The 17,626-nt window shown below is 75.3% G+C and carries 19 protein-coding genes and 2 tRNA genes; 11 read left to right on the top strand and 10 right to left on the bottom strand.

Translation table 11 applies throughout. The annotated features are described in order from the left end of the window. Positions 1–81 precede the first annotated feature (81 nt). The 3 genes from ABIB16_RS04735 to ABIB16_RS04725 all read left to right on the top strand — a co-directional run bounded on the left by ABIB16_RS04735 (position 82) and on the right by ABIB16_RS04725 (position 3,016). The gene (locus tag ABIB16_RS04735; protein WP_041103563.1) at positions 82–1,146 is read left to right on the top strand and encodes a PspC domain-containing protein; all 1,065 of its coding nucleotides are present in this window, start codon (positions 82–84) and stop codon (positions 1,144–1,146) included. 89 nt (positions 1,147–1,235) lie between these two features. Further along, positions 1,236–2,267: a 6-phosphofructokinase gene (locus ABIB16_RS04730; protein ID WP_036317733.1), complete on the top strand. Its 1,032-nt coding sequence runs from the start codon at positions 1,236–1,238 to the stop codon at positions 2,265–2,267. Then, positions 2,264–3,016, top strand: a complete 753-nt coding sequence (locus ABIB16_RS04725) for a GNAT family N-acetyltransferase (RefSeq protein ID WP_041103564.1) — start codon at positions 2,264–2,266, stop codon at positions 3,014–3,016. The genes ABIB16_RS04730 and ABIB16_RS04725 overlap by 4 nt, the downstream gene beginning before the upstream one ends. Positions 3,017–3,029: 13 nt before the next feature. Here the strand turns inward: ABIB16_RS04725 and ygfZ are convergent, their stop codons facing one another. The 3 genes from ygfZ to ABIB16_RS04710 form a co-directional block, all read right to left on the bottom strand. Then, entirely contained in the window at positions 3,030–4,226 is a 1,197-nt protein-coding gene (gene ygfZ / locus ABIB16_RS04720; protein WP_041103565.1) for a CAF17-like 4Fe-4S cluster assembly/insertion protein YgfZ, read from the bottom strand. Then, positions 4,223–4,891 (bottom strand): nitrobindin family protein, encoded by a 669-nt coding sequence (locus ABIB16_RS04715; protein ID WP_036337900.1) that lies wholly within the window; start codon positions 4,889–4,891, stop codon positions 4,223–4,225. Before ABIB16_RS04715 ends, ygfZ begins: the two co-directional genes overlap by 4 nt. A gap of 187 nt (positions 4,892–5,078) precedes the next feature. Then, entirely contained in the window at positions 5,079–5,885 is an 807-nt protein-coding gene (locus ABIB16_RS04710) for a hypothetical protein (protein ID WP_230594474.1), read from the bottom strand. Between the two features lie 101 nt (positions 5,886–5,986). On the opposite strand from ABIB16_RS04710, the gene mshD reads away from it, so the two are divergent. The 7 genes from mshD (at position 5,987) to asd (ending at position 11,432) form a co-directional block, all read left to right on the top strand. Next, a complete protein-coding gene (mshD, locus tag ABIB16_RS04705) occupies positions 5,987–6,940 on the top strand; it encodes a mycothiol synthase (protein WP_041103567.1) in 954 nt (317 codons plus the stop codon). Between the two features lie 138 nt (positions 6,941–7,078). Continuing rightward, on the top strand, positions 7,079–8,089 hold the full coding sequence (locus tag ABIB16_RS04700) for an NUDIX hydrolase (RefSeq protein WP_163721099.1): 1,011 nt from the start codon (positions 7,079–7,081) through the stop codon (positions 8,087–8,089). A 75-nt stretch (positions 8,090–8,164) separates the two neighbouring features. Further along, positions 8,165–8,521 carry a GNAT family N-acetyltransferase gene (locus ABIB16_RS04695; RefSeq protein ID WP_041103569.1) on the top strand — a complete coding sequence of 119 codons (357 nt, stop codon included), beginning with the start codon at positions 8,165–8,167 and terminating at the stop codon, positions 8,519–8,521. Between the two features lie 82 nt (positions 8,522–8,603). After that, positions 8,604–9,434: a thymidylate synthase gene (locus ABIB16_RS04690; protein ID WP_002854751.1), complete on the top strand. Its 831-nt coding sequence runs from the start codon at positions 8,604–8,606 to the stop codon at positions 9,432–9,434. A gap of 22 nt (positions 9,435–9,456) precedes the next feature. Continuing rightward, complete coding sequence (locus ABIB16_RS04685) at positions 9,457–10,017, top strand: dihydrofolate reductase (protein WP_044659551.1); 561 nt, start codon at positions 9,457–9,459, stop codon at positions 10,015–10,017. 1 nt (position 10,018) lies between these two features. Continuing rightward, complete coding sequence (locus tag ABIB16_RS04680; RefSeq protein ID WP_044659550.1) at positions 10,019–10,249, top strand: NF038396 family protein; 231 nt, start codon at positions 10,019–10,021, stop codon at positions 10,247–10,249. Between the two features lie 10 nt (positions 10,250–10,259). Continuing rightward, positions 10,260–11,432, top strand: a complete 1,173-nt coding sequence (gene asd / locus ABIB16_RS04675) for an aspartate-semialdehyde dehydrogenase (RefSeq protein WP_044659549.1) — start codon at positions 10,260–10,262, stop codon at positions 11,430–11,432. Between the two features lie 207 nt (positions 11,433–11,639). On the opposite strand, the gene ABIB16_RS04670 is transcribed toward asd, so the two are convergent. The 7 genes from ABIB16_RS04670 to ABIB16_RS04640 form a co-directional block, all read right to left on the bottom strand. Continuing rightward, a complete protein-coding gene (locus tag ABIB16_RS04670; RefSeq protein WP_206496844.1) occupies positions 11,640–12,839 on the bottom strand; it encodes a UDP-N-acetylmuramate dehydrogenase in 1,200 nt (399 codons plus the stop codon). Further along, the gene (locus ABIB16_RS04665) at positions 12,836–13,327 is read right to left on the bottom strand and encodes a MaoC/PaaZ C-terminal domain-containing protein (protein ID WP_041103575.1); all 492 of its coding nucleotides are present in this window, start codon (positions 13,325–13,327) and stop codon (positions 12,836–12,838) included. The genes ABIB16_RS04670 and ABIB16_RS04665 overlap by 4 nt, the downstream gene beginning before the upstream one ends. Further along, complete coding sequence (locus ABIB16_RS04660; protein ID WP_041103576.1) at positions 13,327–13,776, bottom strand: FAS1-like dehydratase domain-containing protein; 450 nt, start codon at positions 13,774–13,776, stop codon at positions 13,327–13,329. Before ABIB16_RS04660 ends, ABIB16_RS04665 begins: the two co-directional genes overlap by 1 nt. A gap of 40 nt (positions 13,777–13,816) precedes the next feature. Next, entirely contained in the window at positions 13,817–14,110 is a 294-nt protein-coding gene (locus tag ABIB16_RS04655) for a hypothetical protein (RefSeq protein WP_041103577.1), read from the bottom strand. 89 nt (positions 14,111–14,199) lie between these two features. Further along, positions 14,200–14,273: transfer RNA gene (locus ABIB16_RS04650), tRNA-Met, on the bottom strand. Positions 14,274–14,333: 60 nt separating this feature from the next. Then, positions 14,334–14,405, bottom strand: a tRNA-Thr gene (locus ABIB16_RS04645). 87 nt (positions 14,406–14,492) lie between these two features. Continuing rightward, positions 14,493–16,649: a DEAD/DEAH box helicase gene (locus tag ABIB16_RS04640; RefSeq protein ID WP_237069003.1), complete on the bottom strand. Its 2,157-nt coding sequence runs from the start codon at positions 16,647–16,649 to the stop codon at positions 14,493–14,495. Between the two features lie 308 nt (positions 16,650–16,957). On the opposite strand from ABIB16_RS04640, the gene ABIB16_RS04635 reads away from it, so the two are divergent. Further along, entirely contained in the window at positions 16,958–17,587 is a 630-nt protein-coding gene (locus ABIB16_RS04635) for a hypothetical protein (RefSeq protein WP_354436073.1), read from the top strand. Positions 17,588–17,626: the final 39 nt, after the last annotated feature.

Genomic DNA, 17,626 nt, shown 5'->3' with positions numbered 1-17,626 from the left:
TGTCGGACGGGGCGGCACATCCGGGGAGGATTCCGGGAGTTCCCGGATGGGCGGGGGCCGCAGGCGGACGAGGATGGAGACATGACGAGCACACACGACCCGTTCACCGGCCCCGGCCCCCACGTCGCCCCCGACGGAGCCGCCTCGGGCGAGACCGGCCCCGACGGACTGGACGCCCTGCCGGGCTGGCTGCGCCGCGCCGTCCTGAGCTGGGGCGTGCGCCGCTCGCCGGCCTCGTGGGTCGGCGGGGTGCTCGGCGGGGTGGCCGAGCGCTACCGCATCGACCCGCTGCTCGCCCGCGGCGTGTTCGTCGCCGTGTGCATGGTCTCCGCGGGCCTGGGCCTGCTGGCCTACGCGGCCGCCTGGGCCGTGCTCCCCGACGCCGACGGACGCGTGCAGTTCGGCCGCCTGCGCCGCAGGGAGTGGCAGGACGCCACCGTGGCCATCGGCGTGATCGGGGCGATCGGCGCCCTCAACCTGCTGCTCGGCGCCGGGTTCACCCTCATCGCCCCGGCCGTGGGCGGCCCCGGCTCCCTCCTGGGCCTGGGCGCGCTGGCCGTGCTCGTCTGGTGGCTCGTGACCCGCTGGGACGGCCGGGCGCAGGCCCGCGTGGCCCCGGGCCGGGTCCCCGACGCCGACCAGCCCGCCCACGCCGTGCCGCGCCCGGCCTGGTACGTCGGCGGAGGTCCGCGCGAGCGGGCGGCCGAGGTCACCGACCCGCACGGCTTCCGCCCCGAGTGGATCGACCCCGCGACCGGCACCTGGCGCGACCACGTCCACTCCCGCGAGCGGCGAGCCGCGACGCGCCTGGCCGAGGAGGCCCCCCGGGCGGCCACCGCCCCGACCGGCTCGGGGTCCGCAGCCACGGCCGCGAAGCCGCGCCTCGGGCCGATCGCGCAGGCCGCCACCTACGCCGGGGCCGTCCTCGCCGCGCTCGCCGCCCTCGGGATCAGCCTGCTGCTCGGCGTCGGTCCGACCCCCACGCTGCTGGCGGTGCCCATGCTCGTCGCCGCGCTCGCGGTGATCGCCCCCGTCCTGCTGGGCGCTCTGCTCAGCGGCCGTCGTCCCGGCACCCTCGGCCCGGCGAGCGGCATCCTCGTGGGTGCGACGGCCCTCCAGGTCGCCGTCCTCGTGGCCCTCGGCTGACCCGCCGCCCGTCGCCCGTCCCCTGACGCGACGCGGCGGGCACGCCTAGGGTGGTGCCGACCCCCACGAGAACGCCCGAGAGGACCCCCATGCGCGTCGGAATGCTCACCTCCGGAGGCGACTGCCCCGGCCTCAACGCCGTCATCCGCTCCGCCGTCCTGCACGGCATCAAGTCGTACGACATGGAGATGGTGGGCATCCGCAACGGGTGGTCCGGCCTGATCGAGAAGGACGTCGAGGACCTGCCCCGCTCCCGCGTGCGCGGCCTGGCCCGCACCGGCGGCACCATCCTCGGCACCTCCCGCACGCACCCCTACAACGCGGAGGGCGGCGGCCCGGAGAACATGCTCCGCAACCTGCGCGAGCTGGACATCGACGCCGTCATCGCCATCGGCGGCGAGGGCACCCTGGCCGGCGCGAACCGCCTGGCCGCGGACGGGCTGCCGATCGTGGGCGTGCCCAAGACGATCGACAACGACCTGCAGGGCACCGACTACACGTTCGGCTTCGACACGGCCGTGCAGATCGCCACGGACGCCATGGACCGGCTGCGCACCACGGGCGAGTCCCACCACCGCTGCATGGTCGCCGAGGTCATGGGCCGCCACGTCGGCTGGATCGCCCTGCACTCGGGCATGGCCGCCGGCGCCCACGCGATCCTCATCCCCGAGGTCCGCACCCCGATGTCCCAGGTCGCCGAGTGGGTGCAGCAGGTCCACGACCGCGGTCGCTCCCCGCTGGTCGTGGTGGCGGAGGGCTTCGTCCCCGAGGGCCACGACGACCCGCTGGCCGAGGCCGGCGTCGAGGCGTCCGGCCGGCCGCGTCTGGGCGGCATCGGCGAGTGGGTGACCCGCGAGATCGAGGAGATGACGGGCATCGAGACGCGCAGCACCATCCTGGGCCACATCCAGCGCGGCGGCGCCCCCACCGCCACGGACCGCGTGCTCTCCACGCGCTTCGGCATGGGCGCCGTCGACCTCGTCGCGCAGCGCCGCTGGGGACAGATGGTGGCGGCCAACGGCACGGAGATCATCTCCATCCCCATGAGCGCCGCCCTCAAGGGCCTCAAGAAGGTGCCGGTCTCGCGCTACGACGAGGCGAAGATCCTGTTCGGCCGGTGAGACCCGACCACCCCGCCGTCGGCGTGCTGGCCCTCGGGCTGGCGCGTCGGCTCGGCCTGCCCGACACCGCGCTGCTGCCCGGCGACGCCCCGGCGGCGGGCGCCGAGCCGCGCCGCATCGAGGTGGTCCGGCCGGATGGGGCCGAGGCGGAGGTGCTGGCCCTGCCCTGGGCCACCGTCGTGGCGGGGCCGGCGTGGTTCACGCGTGCCTGCCGCGGCGTGCCCGCCGAGGCGCTGGGCGTGGAGTCGGCCCTGCTGCGGACGGCGGTGCGGGCCGCCGCCGGGGAGGCGGTGCGCTCGCGTGGCGAGTTCACGCTCTACGCGACCGAGGAACCGCCGCCGGTCGACCCCTCGCGCACCGTCGCCGTGTCCGACGACCCCGCCCACGTCCACGCCGTGGTCGCGCAGGCCCCCGCAGACGACATGGCCGAGGCGGGTGTCCCCTCCTGGGAGTCCTCGGTCGCGCTCGTTCCCGACGACGGCGCGGGACGGGCGATCGAAGCCGCGGTGGCGGCGGCGGGGCATCGCGTGACGGGCGGCGTGCTGGCCTCGCTGGGCACCCTCACCCCACCGCGGCTGCGCGGTCGTGGGCTCGGCCGCTACGCGGTGGCCGTGGCGATGGACCGGGCGGCGCTGGAGGGGCTGCTGCCGTTCGCCGAGGTGCTGGCGGGCCACACAGCCGCGCACCACGTGGCGATCGCCGTCGGGCTGGAGGCGGCGGGCACGCGGACCGTCCTCGCGCTGGACTGAGCCGGCGAGTCGGTCAGCGCAGGCGGCCCACGCCGCGCGGTCGGCCGACGACCTGCCCGGCGTCCGGGGACACGAGCGGCTCCTGGCTCGCGGCGATCCAGCCGCCCTCGGCGGCACCGTCCTCGCCGGGAGCGTCCTCGCGGACCAGCAGCTCGGCGTCCACGGGCACCGTGCGCTTGAGCAGCGCCAGGGCGACGGCGCCCGCCTCATGGTGCTGGGCCGCGGCGGTGACCGTCCCCACCGGACGGGCGGCGGCGCGGGCCTCGGGCGTGTCCTCGGCCGGCCGGAGGATCACGGGGGCACCGTGCTCGGGGAGCGCGTGGACGGAGCCGTCCAGGAGCAGGCGGGTGAGGCGGCGGGGCGGGCGGCCCAGGTTGTGCACGCGCGCCACGGTCTCCTGACCGCGGTAGCAGCCCTTCTCGAGGTGCACGGCGGTGCGCAGCAGGTCCAGCTCGTGCGGGATCGCGCGGTCGTCCACGTCGAGGGCCCGGCGGGGGCGGCCGGCCTCGATGCGCAGCGCCTCGGCCGCCGTCGTGCCCGCCAGGGACCAGCCCGCGAGCACGCCCGTGCCGAGCGCGCGGACGGTGGCCTCGAGGTCGGCCCGGGTGATGAGGTACTCGCGCCAGGACCAGTCCGCACCCGGGTGGGTCGCCGGATCCGGATCGGCCGTGTAGGCCCAGCCGCCCGCCCCGACGCGCGGCCACGGGTCCAGCCACACGGTGCGGTCCTCCCAGCCGGGCACGGGCGCGGTGGCGCCCACGACGGCGACCGCCCCGGTGTGGTCCCGCAGCGTGACGTCGTGGGAGAAGCGCATCGAGGTGAGCCACGCGGCCAGGCCCGGGCCGTCCTCGCGGTCCGTGACGAGCCAGGCCGCGGTACCGTCCTCGAGCAGGTGGGCGGCGTGCTCGATCCGCCCCTGCACGTCGAGGAAGAGGATCTCGGTGCTCGTGCCGGGGGGCAGCGTCTCGACGTGCTGCGTGCCGAGCGTGTGCAGCCAGCTCAGCCGGTCCGGGCCGGACACGGAGAGCACGGCCCGGTGGGAGAGGTCGACCAGGGCGCGGCCCCGGGCGAGGGCGCGCTGCTCTGGCAGGGGGCGACCGTAGTGCGCGGCGACGCCGGCGTCCGGGCCGCGGCCCTCGACGGCGCCGCCGGCCGGCCCCTGCGGCTCGGCCACGGCCAGGTCCAGCAGCGGGCTGCGGGAGGTCGTCACGACTGCTCCCCGCGAGCCCCGCGAGGACGCTCGGCCCCCGGAGCGAGCCGACCCTCGGCCGCGCTCGGCATGCGGTCCAGGATGGCGGAGGCGTGCGCCTCGAGCTCGGCGCCCGCGGCGTCCGCGACGTCCCAGCGCCAGAACAGCTGCCCGTTCACGAGACCGGCCATGCGGGTGGCCCGGTGGTACGGGCCGGCGGCGGAGCCACGCAGGACCGCGTCCGTGGCCAGCTGCAGCTGCGGGCCCTTGATGCGGCCGTAGTACAGCTCGGACAGCGAGCCCGGATGCGTGATGGTGGCGGTCAGGCCGAAGCCCTCGTCACCGGCGCGCAGCCGCTCGACGTCCTCGGCGGAGCGGAACGCGGGGACGATGTCCGCCGGGCGCATGCCGGGGCCGACGTCGCCGTCGCGCCGCGCCCGGTCCACCTGCCAGAAGCCGGACTCCACGGTCAGCGGACGCAGCAGCGTGCCGTCCGCCTCGCACAGCCACGACTCGGCGCGGTACTCCACGAACGGCAGACCGTGCTCGGTGAAGTCCACCCGCTGATAGAAGATCTCGGTCCCGGCGGAGCCGTCGCCGAGGCGGCCCTGGCCCTCCCAGCTGCCGATGAGCCAGGACAGGGGCGCGAGCTCGGGGGTGAGGTCGTACGGGAGTTCAGTCGCCATGGCAGATCACGGCGCGGCCCGACAGCGGGCCGCGCGTCCTCAGCGCTGGCCCTTGAAGAGGCCGCTGATGACGACCGCGGCGACGGCGGCCATGCCCAGGCCGGCCAGGACCACGAGGGCCAGGAAGAAGATCTCGAGCGCAAGAAGGGTATCCATGCGGGACATCCTACCGAGCGGGCCCGACCTGTCAGGCCAGGAAGCCCACCATGACGTGCGCCACCACGCCGGCCGCGCCCACGGGCGCCAACGCGAGGGCGTAACCCGCCCGGCGCGGGCGCAGGGTGGTGCCCACCGGCCGGTCCTCGGGTCGCGGCCGCGACGACGGCGCCGTGGCGGCGGTCAGGGACACCAGCACGGCCACCGCGAGCGCCGCGGCCGTGACGGCCGGCCGGTCCCGGGCGCCCACGCCGGCCAGCGCCGAGACGGGCCAGGCGAGCACCGTGCCGAGGGGGATGACGACGAGCGCCAGGACTCCCGGCCGGCCCTGCATCCACGGGGTGAGGCCGACGAGGGAGACCGCGGCCACCGTGACCGCCAGCGTGATGACCAGCCCGGCGACCGCAGGGGTGTCGCTCCAGCGTGAGACGGCCACCCAGCACGCCGTCACGACGGCCATGAACGCCCCGCCCATCGTGGCGACGGTGGACTCGAGGCGCAGCGGCCGGCCGGTCCCGCGCACCAGCTGGACGACGAACGAGGCCATGGTGCTCCAGGCGACGACGACGGCGAGCGGCTCGAAGAGCGTCCAGGCCCCGCTGTGGCCGTCCTCGAGCGGCGGCCACAGCAGCATGAGCAGCACCGCGATGCCCCCGGCGACGGCCAGGGTGACGCTGAGCGAGAGGCGCGCGGGCGCCCCCATCTGCCGCGGCCAGCCCCAGGCGATGACCAGGATCACGACGGCGGCGGCGAGGGCGGCGGGGACCGGGCCCAGCAACGCGGCACCGCCCAGGACGAGGGCGGCGACGGCCGCACTCAGGGCCATGGACAAGCGCATCACCTGCCCCATCCTGCCAGGTGCGCACCGGCTGGGCCCTGGGCGGGCGACGGCGGGGCGCACCTCGCGGGCCACCGTCCTCCTTCCGTAGGGTGGCCGGCATGGCCGAACACCCCACCCCCACGACCTCCGACGCCGACGGCATGCCGCGCGTCGTCACCCCGCGCCCGGAGGAGGCGAGCGCCGTCCTGGACCTGGCCGACCGTGCCGGGGCGGCGGACGGCCATCCCCCGCTCTCGGACCAGACGCGCGTGCTGCTCGCCCGCGGCGGGCAGCTCTGGTGGGGGGCCACCCGGGGCACGGACGGGGCGATCGACGGGGCGGCCGTGCTCGTGCCGGAGGGCGCGGCGGCCGTGCTCGAGCTCGTCGTCGATCCGACCGCACGCCGCACCGGACGGGGGACCGTCCTGGCCGACGCCGCGGCCGCCGCGGTCCGGGACCTGGCGCGGGAGGCGACCACGAGCGTCTGGGCCCACGGCATGCTCCCGGGGGCGGTCCGGCTCGCCCGGCGGCACGGCCTCGAGCCCGTCCGCGAGCTGCGCCGGATGCGCCTGTCGCACGCGGCGCTCGCCGCCCTGCCGGAGGTGCGGCTCGCCGACGGGGTGGCCCTGCGCGGCTTCGTCCCCGGCCAGGACGAGCAGGCCTGGCTGGACGTGAACGCCGCCGCCTTCGCGGACCACCCCGAACAGGGCAGCCTGACCCGCGCCGACCTCGACGACCGCATGGCGGAGGACTGGTTCGACGCCGACGGCCTCCTGCTCGCCGCCCGCGAGGCGGACGGGCGGCTGCTCGGCTTCCACTGGACGAAGGTGGAGCCGGATGCCGGAGCCGACGGCCCGCGCGTCGGGGAGGTGTACGCCGTGGGCGTCTCCCCCGACGCCCAGGGCCTCGGCCTCGGTCGGGCCCTGACGCTGGCGGGGCTGCACCGGATGGCGGAACAGGGAGTCGACGTCGTGGACCTGTACGTGGACGCGGACAACACGGCCGCCGTCGCGCTCTACGCGTCCCTCGGCTTCGAGCTGTTCGCCGCCGACGCCCAGTACCGCCGCCCCTGAGACCCTCGGGCGGGGACCGGCCGGGCACATCCCGGCGGCCTCGTATCCTGGTGGGGCCGGCCCCCGCGGGGTCGGCCACGCCCCGTGCCCTGCCCCAGCAGTCGTCGCGGCCGCCGCACCCCGAGAGGAACCCGCCCCATGCCCTCGTCCCACGCCGACCGCGTCGCCCGCTGGTCCACGGAGGACCGCGCCTCGGAAGGCCCCCGCGCCGAGGTGCTGGCCGCCGGCATGCTGCCGTGGCGCCGCGTGCCCGGCGGCCTCGAGGTGATGGTGATCCACCGGCCCCGCTACGACGACTGGTCGTGGCCCAAGGGCAAGCTCGATCCGGGTGAGACGCTGCCGGAGTGCGCGGTCCGCGAGCTGCGCGAGGAGGTCCGCCTGGAGCTGCGGCCGGGCATCCCGCTGTGCGTGACCGCGTACGAGGTGCCCGGCAAGCGGGGCGTACGTCAGAGCAAGGAGGTCTGGTACTGGGCCGCCGAGGTCGACGGCCAGCGCGCCCTGCCCGACGGCGACGAGGTGGACGAGGTCCGCTGGGTCGGGCCGGACGAGGCCCGGCGGCTGCTGACGAACGACTCGGATCGCGAACCGCTCGAGCTGCTGCTGCGTGCCGCCTCCCGGGGGCGCCTGCGGACCGTGCCGCTGCTGGTGCTGCGCCACGCCAAGGCCAAGCCCCGCTCCTCGTGGTCCCGCGCCGAGCAAGAGCGCCCGCTGGCGGCGACGGGCCGGCGGCAGGCGCTCGCCGTCGAGGGCCTCGTGTCGGCCTGGCGGCCGGAGCGGCTGGTCTCCTCCCCGTGGCGCCGCTGCGTGGAGACGCTGGCCCCGCTCGTGAAGTCCAGCCGGCTGCCGCTGAAGACCAAGGGCGCGTTCACGGAGACCACGGCCCGGGAGAAGCCCAAGAAGACCCGCAAGGTGATGGCCGAGCTCATGGGCCGCTCCCGGCCGCTGGTCGTGTGCACGCACCGGCCGGTGCTGCCGACCCTGTTCGAGGTGGTCGAGGACGCGGCCGCCGGCCAGGCGGACCGCGTGCTGCGGGCCCTGCCGACCGAGGATCCGTGGCTGCGGCCCGGCGCTGTGCTGGTGGCGCACCGCGCGCTCGACCTCGACGGCGACGTGGTGGCCGTCGAGGTCTACGACCCCTGGGACGACTGAGCCGCCCGCGCCGGCCTCGGCCCGCACGACCGGGCCACCGTTGAGCGGGCCCGCCCCCGGCCCTAGGCTCGGGTCATGGAGAACACCGCCGCCCAGAGCCAGCCCGAGAAGATCGTCCACGAGCGCCTCACGGTGACCCGGGACCCGGACCGTCAGCGCTTCGAGCTGCGCCAGGACGGGACCTTCATCGGGTTCCTCGGCTACGACCAGGAGACCGTGCGCGGCGCGGACGGCGAGGACACCGTGGTCCTGCGCCTGCAGCACACCATCATCGACGAGCAGTTCGGCCGCCGCGGTTATGCCCGCGCCCTCGTGACCATGGTCCTGGACCGGCTGCGCGCGGAGGGTGACCGGATCGTGCCCGAGTGCTCCTACGTGGAGGACTACCTGCGCCGCTACCCCGAGTACCAGGACATGGTCTTCCACGGCTGACCGGGGGCGGGGCCCTGCCCTGCCGGTACCCGCCTCCGCCGGGCCGTCGACGACGCTCAGCGCGTCCGCTCGGATCGCTAGAGTGGGCCGGGTGAGCATCCCCACCCCCTACGAGGACCTCCTCGCCGACGTGATGGCCCACGGGGCCGTCAAGACGGACCGGACCGGCACGGGCACGCGCAGCGTGTTCGGCCGCCAGCTGCGCTTCGACCTGGCCGAGTCCTTCCCGCTGATCACGACCAAGCGCGTGCACTTCAAGTCGGTCGCGCTCGAGCTGCTGTGGTTCCTGCGCGGGGACTCGAACGTGCGGTGGCTCCAGGAGCGCGGCGTGCGGATCTGGAACGAGTGGGCGGACGAGGACGGCGAGCTCGGCCCCGTCTACGGCGTGCAGTGGCGCTCGTGGCCCACCCCGGACGGGGGCCACATCGACCAGATCGCCAAGGTCGTGGAGCAGATCCGGACGAACCCCGACTCGCGCCGGCACATCGTCACCGCGTGGAACCCCGCCGAGGTGGACGAGATGGCGTTGCCGCCGTGCCACGCGCTGTTCCAGTTCTACGTCTCCCCCGGTCAGGACGGCGCCCCCGGGCGGCTCTCATGCCAGCTCTACCAGCGCTCGGCGGACCTGTTCCTCGGCGTGCCGTTCAACATCGCCTCGTACGCGCTGCTCACGGTGATGGTCGCGCAGCAGACCGGGCTGACTCCCGGCGAGTTCGTGTGGACCGGCGGGGACGTGCACATCTACGCGAACCACGAGGAGCAGGTGCGCGAGCAGCTCTCCCGCGAGCCGTACCCGTACCCGCGGCTGCGGCTGCGGCGCACCCCCGCGTCGATCTTCGACTACGACTACGAGGACTTCGAGGTCCTCGACTACCGTCACCACCCCACCATCACGGCGCCGATCGCCGTCTGAGCCGAGGATGCGCAGCGACCCCATGAGCCGGGCCACCCGTCCCACCGAGCCCGTGATCGCCATGATCTGGGCCCAGACCCCCGAGCGCGTCATCGGTCGCGACGGCACCATGCCGTGGCACGTCCCGGAGGACCTCGCGCACTTCCGGGCCCACACGCACGGCCACCCCGTGATCATGGGCCGGCGCACGTGGGAGTCGTTCCCGGCGCGCTTCCGCCCGCTGCCCGGGCGCACGAACATCGTGGTCTCCCGCACCCTGACGGCCACCGAGGAGGCCGGCGCGGAGCTGCGGGCCGCGGGCGCCGTCGTCGTGCCGGACTTCGGGGCGGCCCTGGCCGCCGCGGCCGAGGCCGACGGCTGTGACACCGTGTGGGTGATCGGCGGGGCGACGCTCTACGAGCAGGCCCTCGACGTGGCCTCGCGCGCCGAGGTGACCGTGATCGACGCCGACGTCGACGGCGACACGCACGCCCCGCTGCTCGACGCCCGCTGGCGGCGCACCGCCGTCGAGCCCGCCCCCGACGCGTGGCTGGACTCCGCCTCCGGCCCGCGCCACCGCTTCGAACGATGGGAACGCGACTGACATGGCCCCGACCGACTCCGACCAGCGTCTGCTCTCCCCGCAGGCGGTCTCGTTCCTCGCGCTCGTCGTCCTGCCCGTGCTGGCGTTCGTGTGCGCCGTGTTCGGGCTGATCCTCGTGCTGCAGGGCAAGACCATCGCCGGGCTGGTGTTCCTGCTCGTGCTGACCCAGGTGTTCGCCGTGGGCGGTTTCATCGCGTGGAACAAGCGGAAGCGCGCGCAGCAGGGCCGCTAGCCTGGAGGGCATGACTTCCGCTGCCCCCGCATCTGTGAACGCCCCCGACGCGGCCGCCGTGCCCACCGTGGGCCTGGTCGGCTGGCGCGGCATGGTGGGGTCCGTCCTCCTGCAGCGCATGGCCGAGGAGGGCGACTTCGCCCGTATCCATCCCGTCTTCTTCTCCACGTCCAACGCCGGCGGTCCCGCGCCCGTGCTCGAGGGCATGGCCGGTGACCCGGGCGTGCTCCAGGACGCGTACGACGTGGACGCGCTCAAGGCCCTGCCCGTGATCCTCACCGCGCAGGGCGGGGACTACACGCAGGCCGTGTACCCGAAGCTGCGCGCCGCCGGCTGGGACGGCATCTGGATCGACGCCGCCTCCACCCTGCGCATGGCGGACACCTCCGTGATCGCACTGGACCCCGTGAACCGCGGCGTGATCGACGCCGCCCTGGCGAACGGGACGAAGGACTTCATCGGCGGCAACTGCACCGTCTCCTGCATGCTCATGGGCCTCGGTGGCCTGTTCAAGGCGGGCCTGGTCGAGTGGGGCACCGCCATGACCTACCAGGCGGCCTCCGGCGGCGGTGCCCGGCACATGCGCGAGCTGCTCATCCAGTACGCCGAGCTGGGCGGCGCGGTGCGGGCCGAGCTGGCCGATCCGGCGTCGGCGATCCTCGAGATCGACCGCAAGGTGATCGAGCTGCAGCGCGACGGCCTGGACTCGACGCAGTTCGGCGTGCCGCTGGGCGGCTCGCTGATCCCCTGGATCGACTCCGACCTGGGCGACGGCGTCTCCCGCGAGGAGCGCAAGGCCTACGACGAGACCAACAAGGTGCTCGGACTGACCGGGGCGGACCGGATCCCGTTCGACTCGCTGTGCGTGCGGATCGGCGCCATGCGCTCCCACTCGCAGGCCCTCACCCTCAAGCTCACCCGGGACGTGCCGCTGGACGAGGTCGAGCAGATCATCGCCGCGGACAACGAGTGGGTGCAGGTGGTGCCGAACACCAAGGAGGCCACGGTCACCGACCTGACCCCGATCGCCGCGACCGGCACCCTGCAGATCCCCGTCGGCCGGCTGCGCAAGCTCAACATGGGTCCCGAGTACCTGTCGGCGTTCACCGTCGGCGACCAGCTGCTGTGGGGTGCGGCCGAGCCCGTGCGCCGCATGCTGATGATCGCCACCGGCAACCTCTGAGCCGCGACGCCGGCGCGGCGGCGCGCACCCGGCCCAGCCCCGGCCCCCGTACCCGGCCCCCCGCCCCCGGCCCCCGTTTTCGTTCGGGAAACGGCGGGTGTTCGGTCGTTGTCGTTCGGGAAACGGCGCCCGCCCCGCCAAGGGGCGCCGTTTCCCGAACGAAAGCACTCCTGGGGGCGCCGTTTCCCGAACGAAAGTGGAGGGGGGTCAGAGGCTGGTGCCGATGATCATCGGCTCGGGGTGCAGCTCGACGCCGAAGCGTTCGCGCACGCCGTCGCGCACGGTGCGCGCGACCGTCAGGACGTCCTCGGTGGTCGCGTCGCCGCGGTTGGTCATGGCGAGGGTGTGCTTCGTGGACACCGACGCGCGGCCCCCGGCCAGGCCGGTGCCGTCGGCTCCGCGGCCGTCCGGCCCGCCCTCGCGGGGGGCGACCTCGGGCAGCCCGAAGCCCTTCGCGAAGCCCGCGCGATCGATCAGCCAGGCCGCCGAGAGCTTCACGAGCGGCGTCCCGTCCTCGGCCTCCCCGGCGGCGAACGCCGGGGCGCCCTCGGGCAGGGAGGCCCGCACGGACGCGGGCACGATCGGGTTCGTGAAGTAGCTGCCCGTGGACCACGTGTCCGGGTCCGCCGGATCGGACACCATCCCCTTGGCGGCGCGCAGGGCCAGCACCTCGCGGCGGACCACCGCGAGCGGGGCATGGGCGCCCTCCTCGACGTCGAGCGCGGCCGCCAGCTGCCCGTAGCGGACCGGCGCCGTCGGCTCGGCGTCGGAGGAGGCGCGGCGCAGCTGCAGGTCGATCGAGAGCACGATCCACCGGGGACTCGGCGCGCCGGTCTCCAGCATGGAGCGCTTGATCACGGAGTCGCGGTAGCCGAAGCGCAGGTCCGCGGGCGTCAGCTCGACGAGGTCGCCCGCCTCCCGGTCCCACGCGCGCAGGGCGACGAGCACCTGCGAGACGTCCGCGCCGTACGCGCCGACGTTCTGCACGGGCGTCGCGCCGGCCGCGCCCGGGATGCCCGAGAGCGCCTCGATCCCGCCGAGCCCGTGCGCCACGGTCCATGCGACGGCGTCGTCCCACGGGTGGCCCGCCGCGACCCGCACGTCGACGGCCTCCCCCTCGTGGTCCGCGGACCGGGCCCCGTCGCCGGCGGGCGGCGCCTCACCCTCGCCGGGCGCCGGCCCGTCCAGCACGTGGATGCCCTCGAAGGCCAGCCGCACGACGGTGCCGGGGAAGCCGGCGTCCGCCATGAGGGTGTTGGAACCGCCGCCGAGGACGAACAGGGGCTCGCCCGCCGCGTCGGCGGCGCGCACGGCCTCGATCGCCTCGGCCTCGGTGCGCGCGGTGACCCACGCGCGCGCAGGCCCGCCGACGCGGGTGGTGGTGTGGTCCGCCAGCCGCTCGCTCACGCGCTCTCCCCCGCGGGGTCGGCCAGACGGACCACGGCCTGCGCCTTGGTCAGCACGCGCGGCTTCGCCGCGTCCGGGTTGGTGACGTTCAGGTCGATCCGCACGGTCCCGGCGGCCTCGTCCACGGCCCCGACCGTGCCGACGACCTCGAGCGTGGCGCCGGGGACGGGCGCGCCGTCGTCGTCCGTGCGCCCCGTGGTGTCCGCGACGGGCACCATGCCGGTGAAGCGGGTCTGGTAGTCGACGACGGCGCCCGGGTCGCCCACCCAGTCCGAGACGAGCTGCACGGCCGCGCCCATGGTGAGCATCCCGTGGGCGATCACGCCGGGCAGGCCGACGTGCTCGGCGAACGTCGGGGACCAGTGGATCGGGTTGCGGTCGCCGGAGGCACCCGCGTAGGCGACGAGGTCGGCGCGGGTGAACGTGACGGTGCGCGTGCCGACCACCTCGCCCCGGGCGAGGTCGGACAGGCGGGGGGCGGTGCTCATCAGGACTCCTCTCCCCGGACCAGCAGGGTGGACGTGACGGTGGAGACGGCAGCGCCGTCCAGATCCGCGATCTCGGTGACGGTGGTGACCATGCGGTTGCCGCCGAGGGACTTCACGGCCTCGACCCGCACGGTCGCCACGACCTCGTCCCCGGCCACCAGCGGGCGGTGGTGGACGAAGCGCTCGTCCGCGTGGACCACACGCGAGAAGTCGATCCCCAGCTCAGGATCGGCGACGACGGCGGCCTCGGCGCGCTGCGCGATGACGACGGCGAAGGTCGGCGGGGCGACCAGGTCGGCGTACCCCAGGGCCCGGGCGGCCGCGACGTCGTGGTGCGCGGGATGCTGGGCCTGCACGGCCTCGGCGAAGGCGCGGACCGTCTCCCGGCCGACCTGGAAGGGGGGCGCGGGCGGATAGCTCCGCCCGGCGACGTCGGGGTTCACGCTCAACTCGGGCCTCCTGCGGGACGGTTCTCGACTGCCGTCCAGCCTAACGGCCGGGGCGCCGCTCCCCCTGCCGGCGGGCGGCCTGGCGGAAGCGCACGAGCTGGGCGGACAGGTGAACGGCGACGCCCGCGCCGAGCACGCCCAGGGCGGTCCCGGAGACGGCGAGGCGTCCGGTGGTGCCGCCGACGACCGCCAGCACGATGCCCACGAGGAACAGCGCGGAGCCGGTCAGCACGAGGGTCCGGTACAGCCGGGAGCCGTGCTCCCACGGGGAGACGAAGCCGCGGGGCGCGGCGGTGCCGCGGGTGGGCTGGTGGGCGGGGCGACGCGTGGACATGCCCGCCAGGCTACCGGGGCGACGGACGGGCCCCGGAACGCGAAAGGACCCGGCCCCTCCGAGGAGGTGACCGGGTCCGTCCGATTCCGTAGCGGCGGGGGGACTCGATCCCCCGACCTCACGATTATGAGTCGTGCGCTCTAACCAGCTGAGCTACGCCGCCACGACACGAGAACGCCCGCACTCACGGTTTTCACGCCGCGAGGGCGGGCTCTCATGTCAGAGCCCCGACCGGGAATCGATCCCGGGACCTCCATCTTACCAAGATGGCGCTCTACCACTGAGCTATCGGGGCAACGAGGTGAGACTCTACCAGGGCCCCGGGGCCGATGCAAAATCGGCCCCGGTCACGGCCTCCGGCGGGGTCGGCACCCCGGCGGAATCAGCGGCGGGCGCCCCGATCCGAGCGCTCCTGGGCGCCCCAGCGGGGCTTGCGGCCGCCGGGGCGTCCCCTGCGGTCGCCACGGAAGCTGCGGTCGTCCCGGTCCTTGCGGAAGCCGCCACGATCCTCGCGGGAGCCGCGGTCGTCCCGGTCCTTGCGGTACCCGCCGCGCTGGCCGCCGTCGCGGTCCCCGCGGAAGCCGCCGCGCTCGCCGCGCTCGCCGCGGTCCTTGCGGAAGCCGCCGCGGCGCTCACCGCGGTCCTCGCCGTCGCGCTCGGCGCGGGTCGGGCGGCCGGTGTCCTTGCGCAGGTCGAGGCGACGGCCGTTGATCTCGGCGTTGGCCGCGGCCTCGAGCTGGGCCGAGGTCAGGTCTGCCGGCAGCTCGACGAGCGAGTGGTTGCCACGCAGGTCGATCGCGCCGATGGCCGAGGCGGGCAGGCCCACCTCGTTCGCCAGCGCGCCCACGATGTTGCCCGGCCGCACACGGTCCTGGTGGCCGACGGCGATCCAGTACGTCGCGTTGCCGGCCGCGGGCTCCCGGGCCGGGCCACGCGAGCCGCGGCCGTCGCTCGCGCCGCGCTCACGGCCGCCGTCGCGCCCACCCTCGCGACCGCCGTCGCGGTCCTTGCGGCCCCGGCCGCCGCCGGACGGGATCTCCTGTTCGCGGGCCAGCAGCGGGCGGCCGCCCTGGGCCATCATGCCCAGCGCGGCGGCCACACGCGCCGGCTCGACCTCGTGCTCGTCGACGTACGCGGCGACGATCTCACCGAACACCGCCAGCTCCTCCTCCGAGGCGCGCTCGAGGGTGCGGGTGATGCCGTCGGCGAAGCGGCGCTTGCGGGCCGCGTTGACGTCGGCGACGGAGGGCACGGCCATCTCCTCGACCTGCTGGCGGGTGGTCCGCTCGATCTGCTTGAGCAGGAAGCGCTCGCGCGGGGTCATGAAGAGCACGGCGTCGCCCTGCCGGCCGGCGCGGCCGGTGCGGCCGATGCGGTGCACGTAGGACTCCGCGTCCTGCGGAATGTCGTAGTTGACCACGAGCGAGATGCGCTCGACGTCGAGGCCGCGGGCGGCGACGTCGGTGGCCACGAGGATGTCCACGCGGCCGGCCTTCAGGTCCTCCACGGTCTTCTCGCGCTGCTTCTGGGCGACGTCGCCGGAGATGGCCACGGCCTTGAACCCGGCGCGCGTGAGCTTCTGGGCGAGCTCCTCGGTACCGGCACGGGTGCGCACGAAGGCGATGACGCCGTCGTGCTCCTCGGTCTCGAGGATCCGGCTCAGGGCCTCGAACTTCCACTGGTGACCCACCTGCAGGTAGCGCTGGCGGATCGTGGCGGACGTCGTCGACTGACGGGCGACGGCCACCTCCTCCGGGGCGTTCAGGTACTGGGCGGAGATGCGGCGGATGGTCGGGGGCATGGTGGCGGAGAACAGCGCGGTCTGCTTCGTGTCCGGGGTGGAGGCGAGGATGCGGTCCACCTCCTCCGCGAAGCCCATGCGCAGCATCTCGTCCGCCTCGTCCAGCACGAGGGTCTGCAGGTCGGAGAGGTCCAGCGAGCCGCGCTCGAGGTGGTCGATCACGCGGCCCGGCGTGCCGACGACGACCTGCGCGCCCCGCCGCAGTCCGGCCAGCTGCGGGCCGTACGGGGAGCCGCCGTAGACCGCGAGCACGGAGACGTCGTCGAGATGCTTGGCGTAGCTGTCGAAGGCGTCGGCCACCTGGAGGGCGAGCTCGCGGGTCGGGGCGAGCGCGAGCACCTGCGGGGTGTCCGCGCGCCCGGTCACGTCCGTGGTCTCGGCGAGGCGGGACAGGGCCGGCAGCGCGAACGCGCCGGTCTTGCCGGTGCCGGTCTGGGCCAGGCCCACGACGTCGCGGCCGTCCAGCAGCAGCGGGATGGTCGCCTCCTGGATCGGCGAGGGGCGGGTGTAGCCCAGGTCCTCGACGGCGGCCAGCACGCGGGCGTCCAGGCCGAGGTCCAGGAAGGTGGGGCCGGCCGGTTCGGCGGGAGCCTCGGGGGCGTCGGGCTCGGCCGGGGCCTCGGGGGCGGCGGGCTCGGCGGCGTCGACCTGCGGGACGGTCCCGGTGGCCTCCTGCTCCGCCTCGGCGAGCTCGGGGGCGGCCTCGGCGGTGGTCTGGGGATCGAGGATGTCGGACATGGGTCCTCCTGTGGGGATGCGCGGGCGCACGCCGGAGGACGTCGGTCGCGGGTCGACGTCGTGGGGCGCAGGGGCCAGCTGGGTCAGATGATTCCGTCCACCCGGCAGCCCCCGAGGGCCACGACGTTCGTGGCCCGCACACACATCTGCACAGACATCTGCAGTCCGGCGTGGCACACGCGTCCACGCTCACTCATCACAGGGGAAAGACCGGATCCGGTCTGATCAGTCTACGCCACCGGGCTGCGGGGTGGGCTGTGCCCTCGGACACCCCGGCCGCGCACCGGCCGGGGAGATAGGCTCGGCACGTGCCCCAGAACAGCGAAGACCGCCCCCTCGCCCGCGGGCTCGGCCGGGCCGCCGGCCGCGCCGCCCAGTCCTTCCGGGAGAGTCAGCGGGCCGACGACGCACGGCTGCGCGCCGAGCGCGCCCGCCTCACCGCCGAGGACGAGGAGCGCCTGGAACGGCGCCGCGCGGACCGCGAGCGCGACCTGGCCGCGCGGGACGCGGCCGAGTCCGACGCCGGCCTCGTCCACCCGCTCCTGAAGGTCGCGCGCCTCTACTGGCTCGCGGTCACCGTGGTGCTGGTCGGCATCGCGGGCGCGTTCCTCTGGAACGGGGCCCGCGCACAGGACAGCGGCGAGCCCGTCATCGATCCGCTCACCGGCATGGAGTCGGTGGGCGTGCTGGGCGGCGCGACGGGGCAGTTCACGATGGGCACCGCCGTCGCCCTCCTGGCCGCGGCGTCCCTGTGGGGCTGGATCGGTCTGCTGCGCCGCCGTCGTTCGGCGATCGGGACCCTGACGTTCATCGCCGTCCTGCTGGCCGCCCCCGCGTTCCTGCGGGCCAACGGCCTGCTGATCATCCTCGCCGGCGTGATGCTCCTGGGCGCCGCGCTCGTCTGGCTGCCGCCCGTGCACTCGCGCCTGCGGCGCTGAGCCCGCGCGTCCGGCCCCCGTCGCCGGGCGGCGGCGCCG

Source organism: Micrococcus sp. UYEF5 (assembly GCF_040546065.1).
In the GTDB taxonomy this organism is placed as follows: domain Bacteria; phylum Actinomycetota; class Actinomycetes; order Actinomycetales; family Micrococcaceae; genus Micrococcus; species Micrococcus luteus.
The sequence above is the reverse complement of the archived record's forward strand: the minus strand, read 5'-3'. Positions and strand labels throughout refer to the sequence as shown.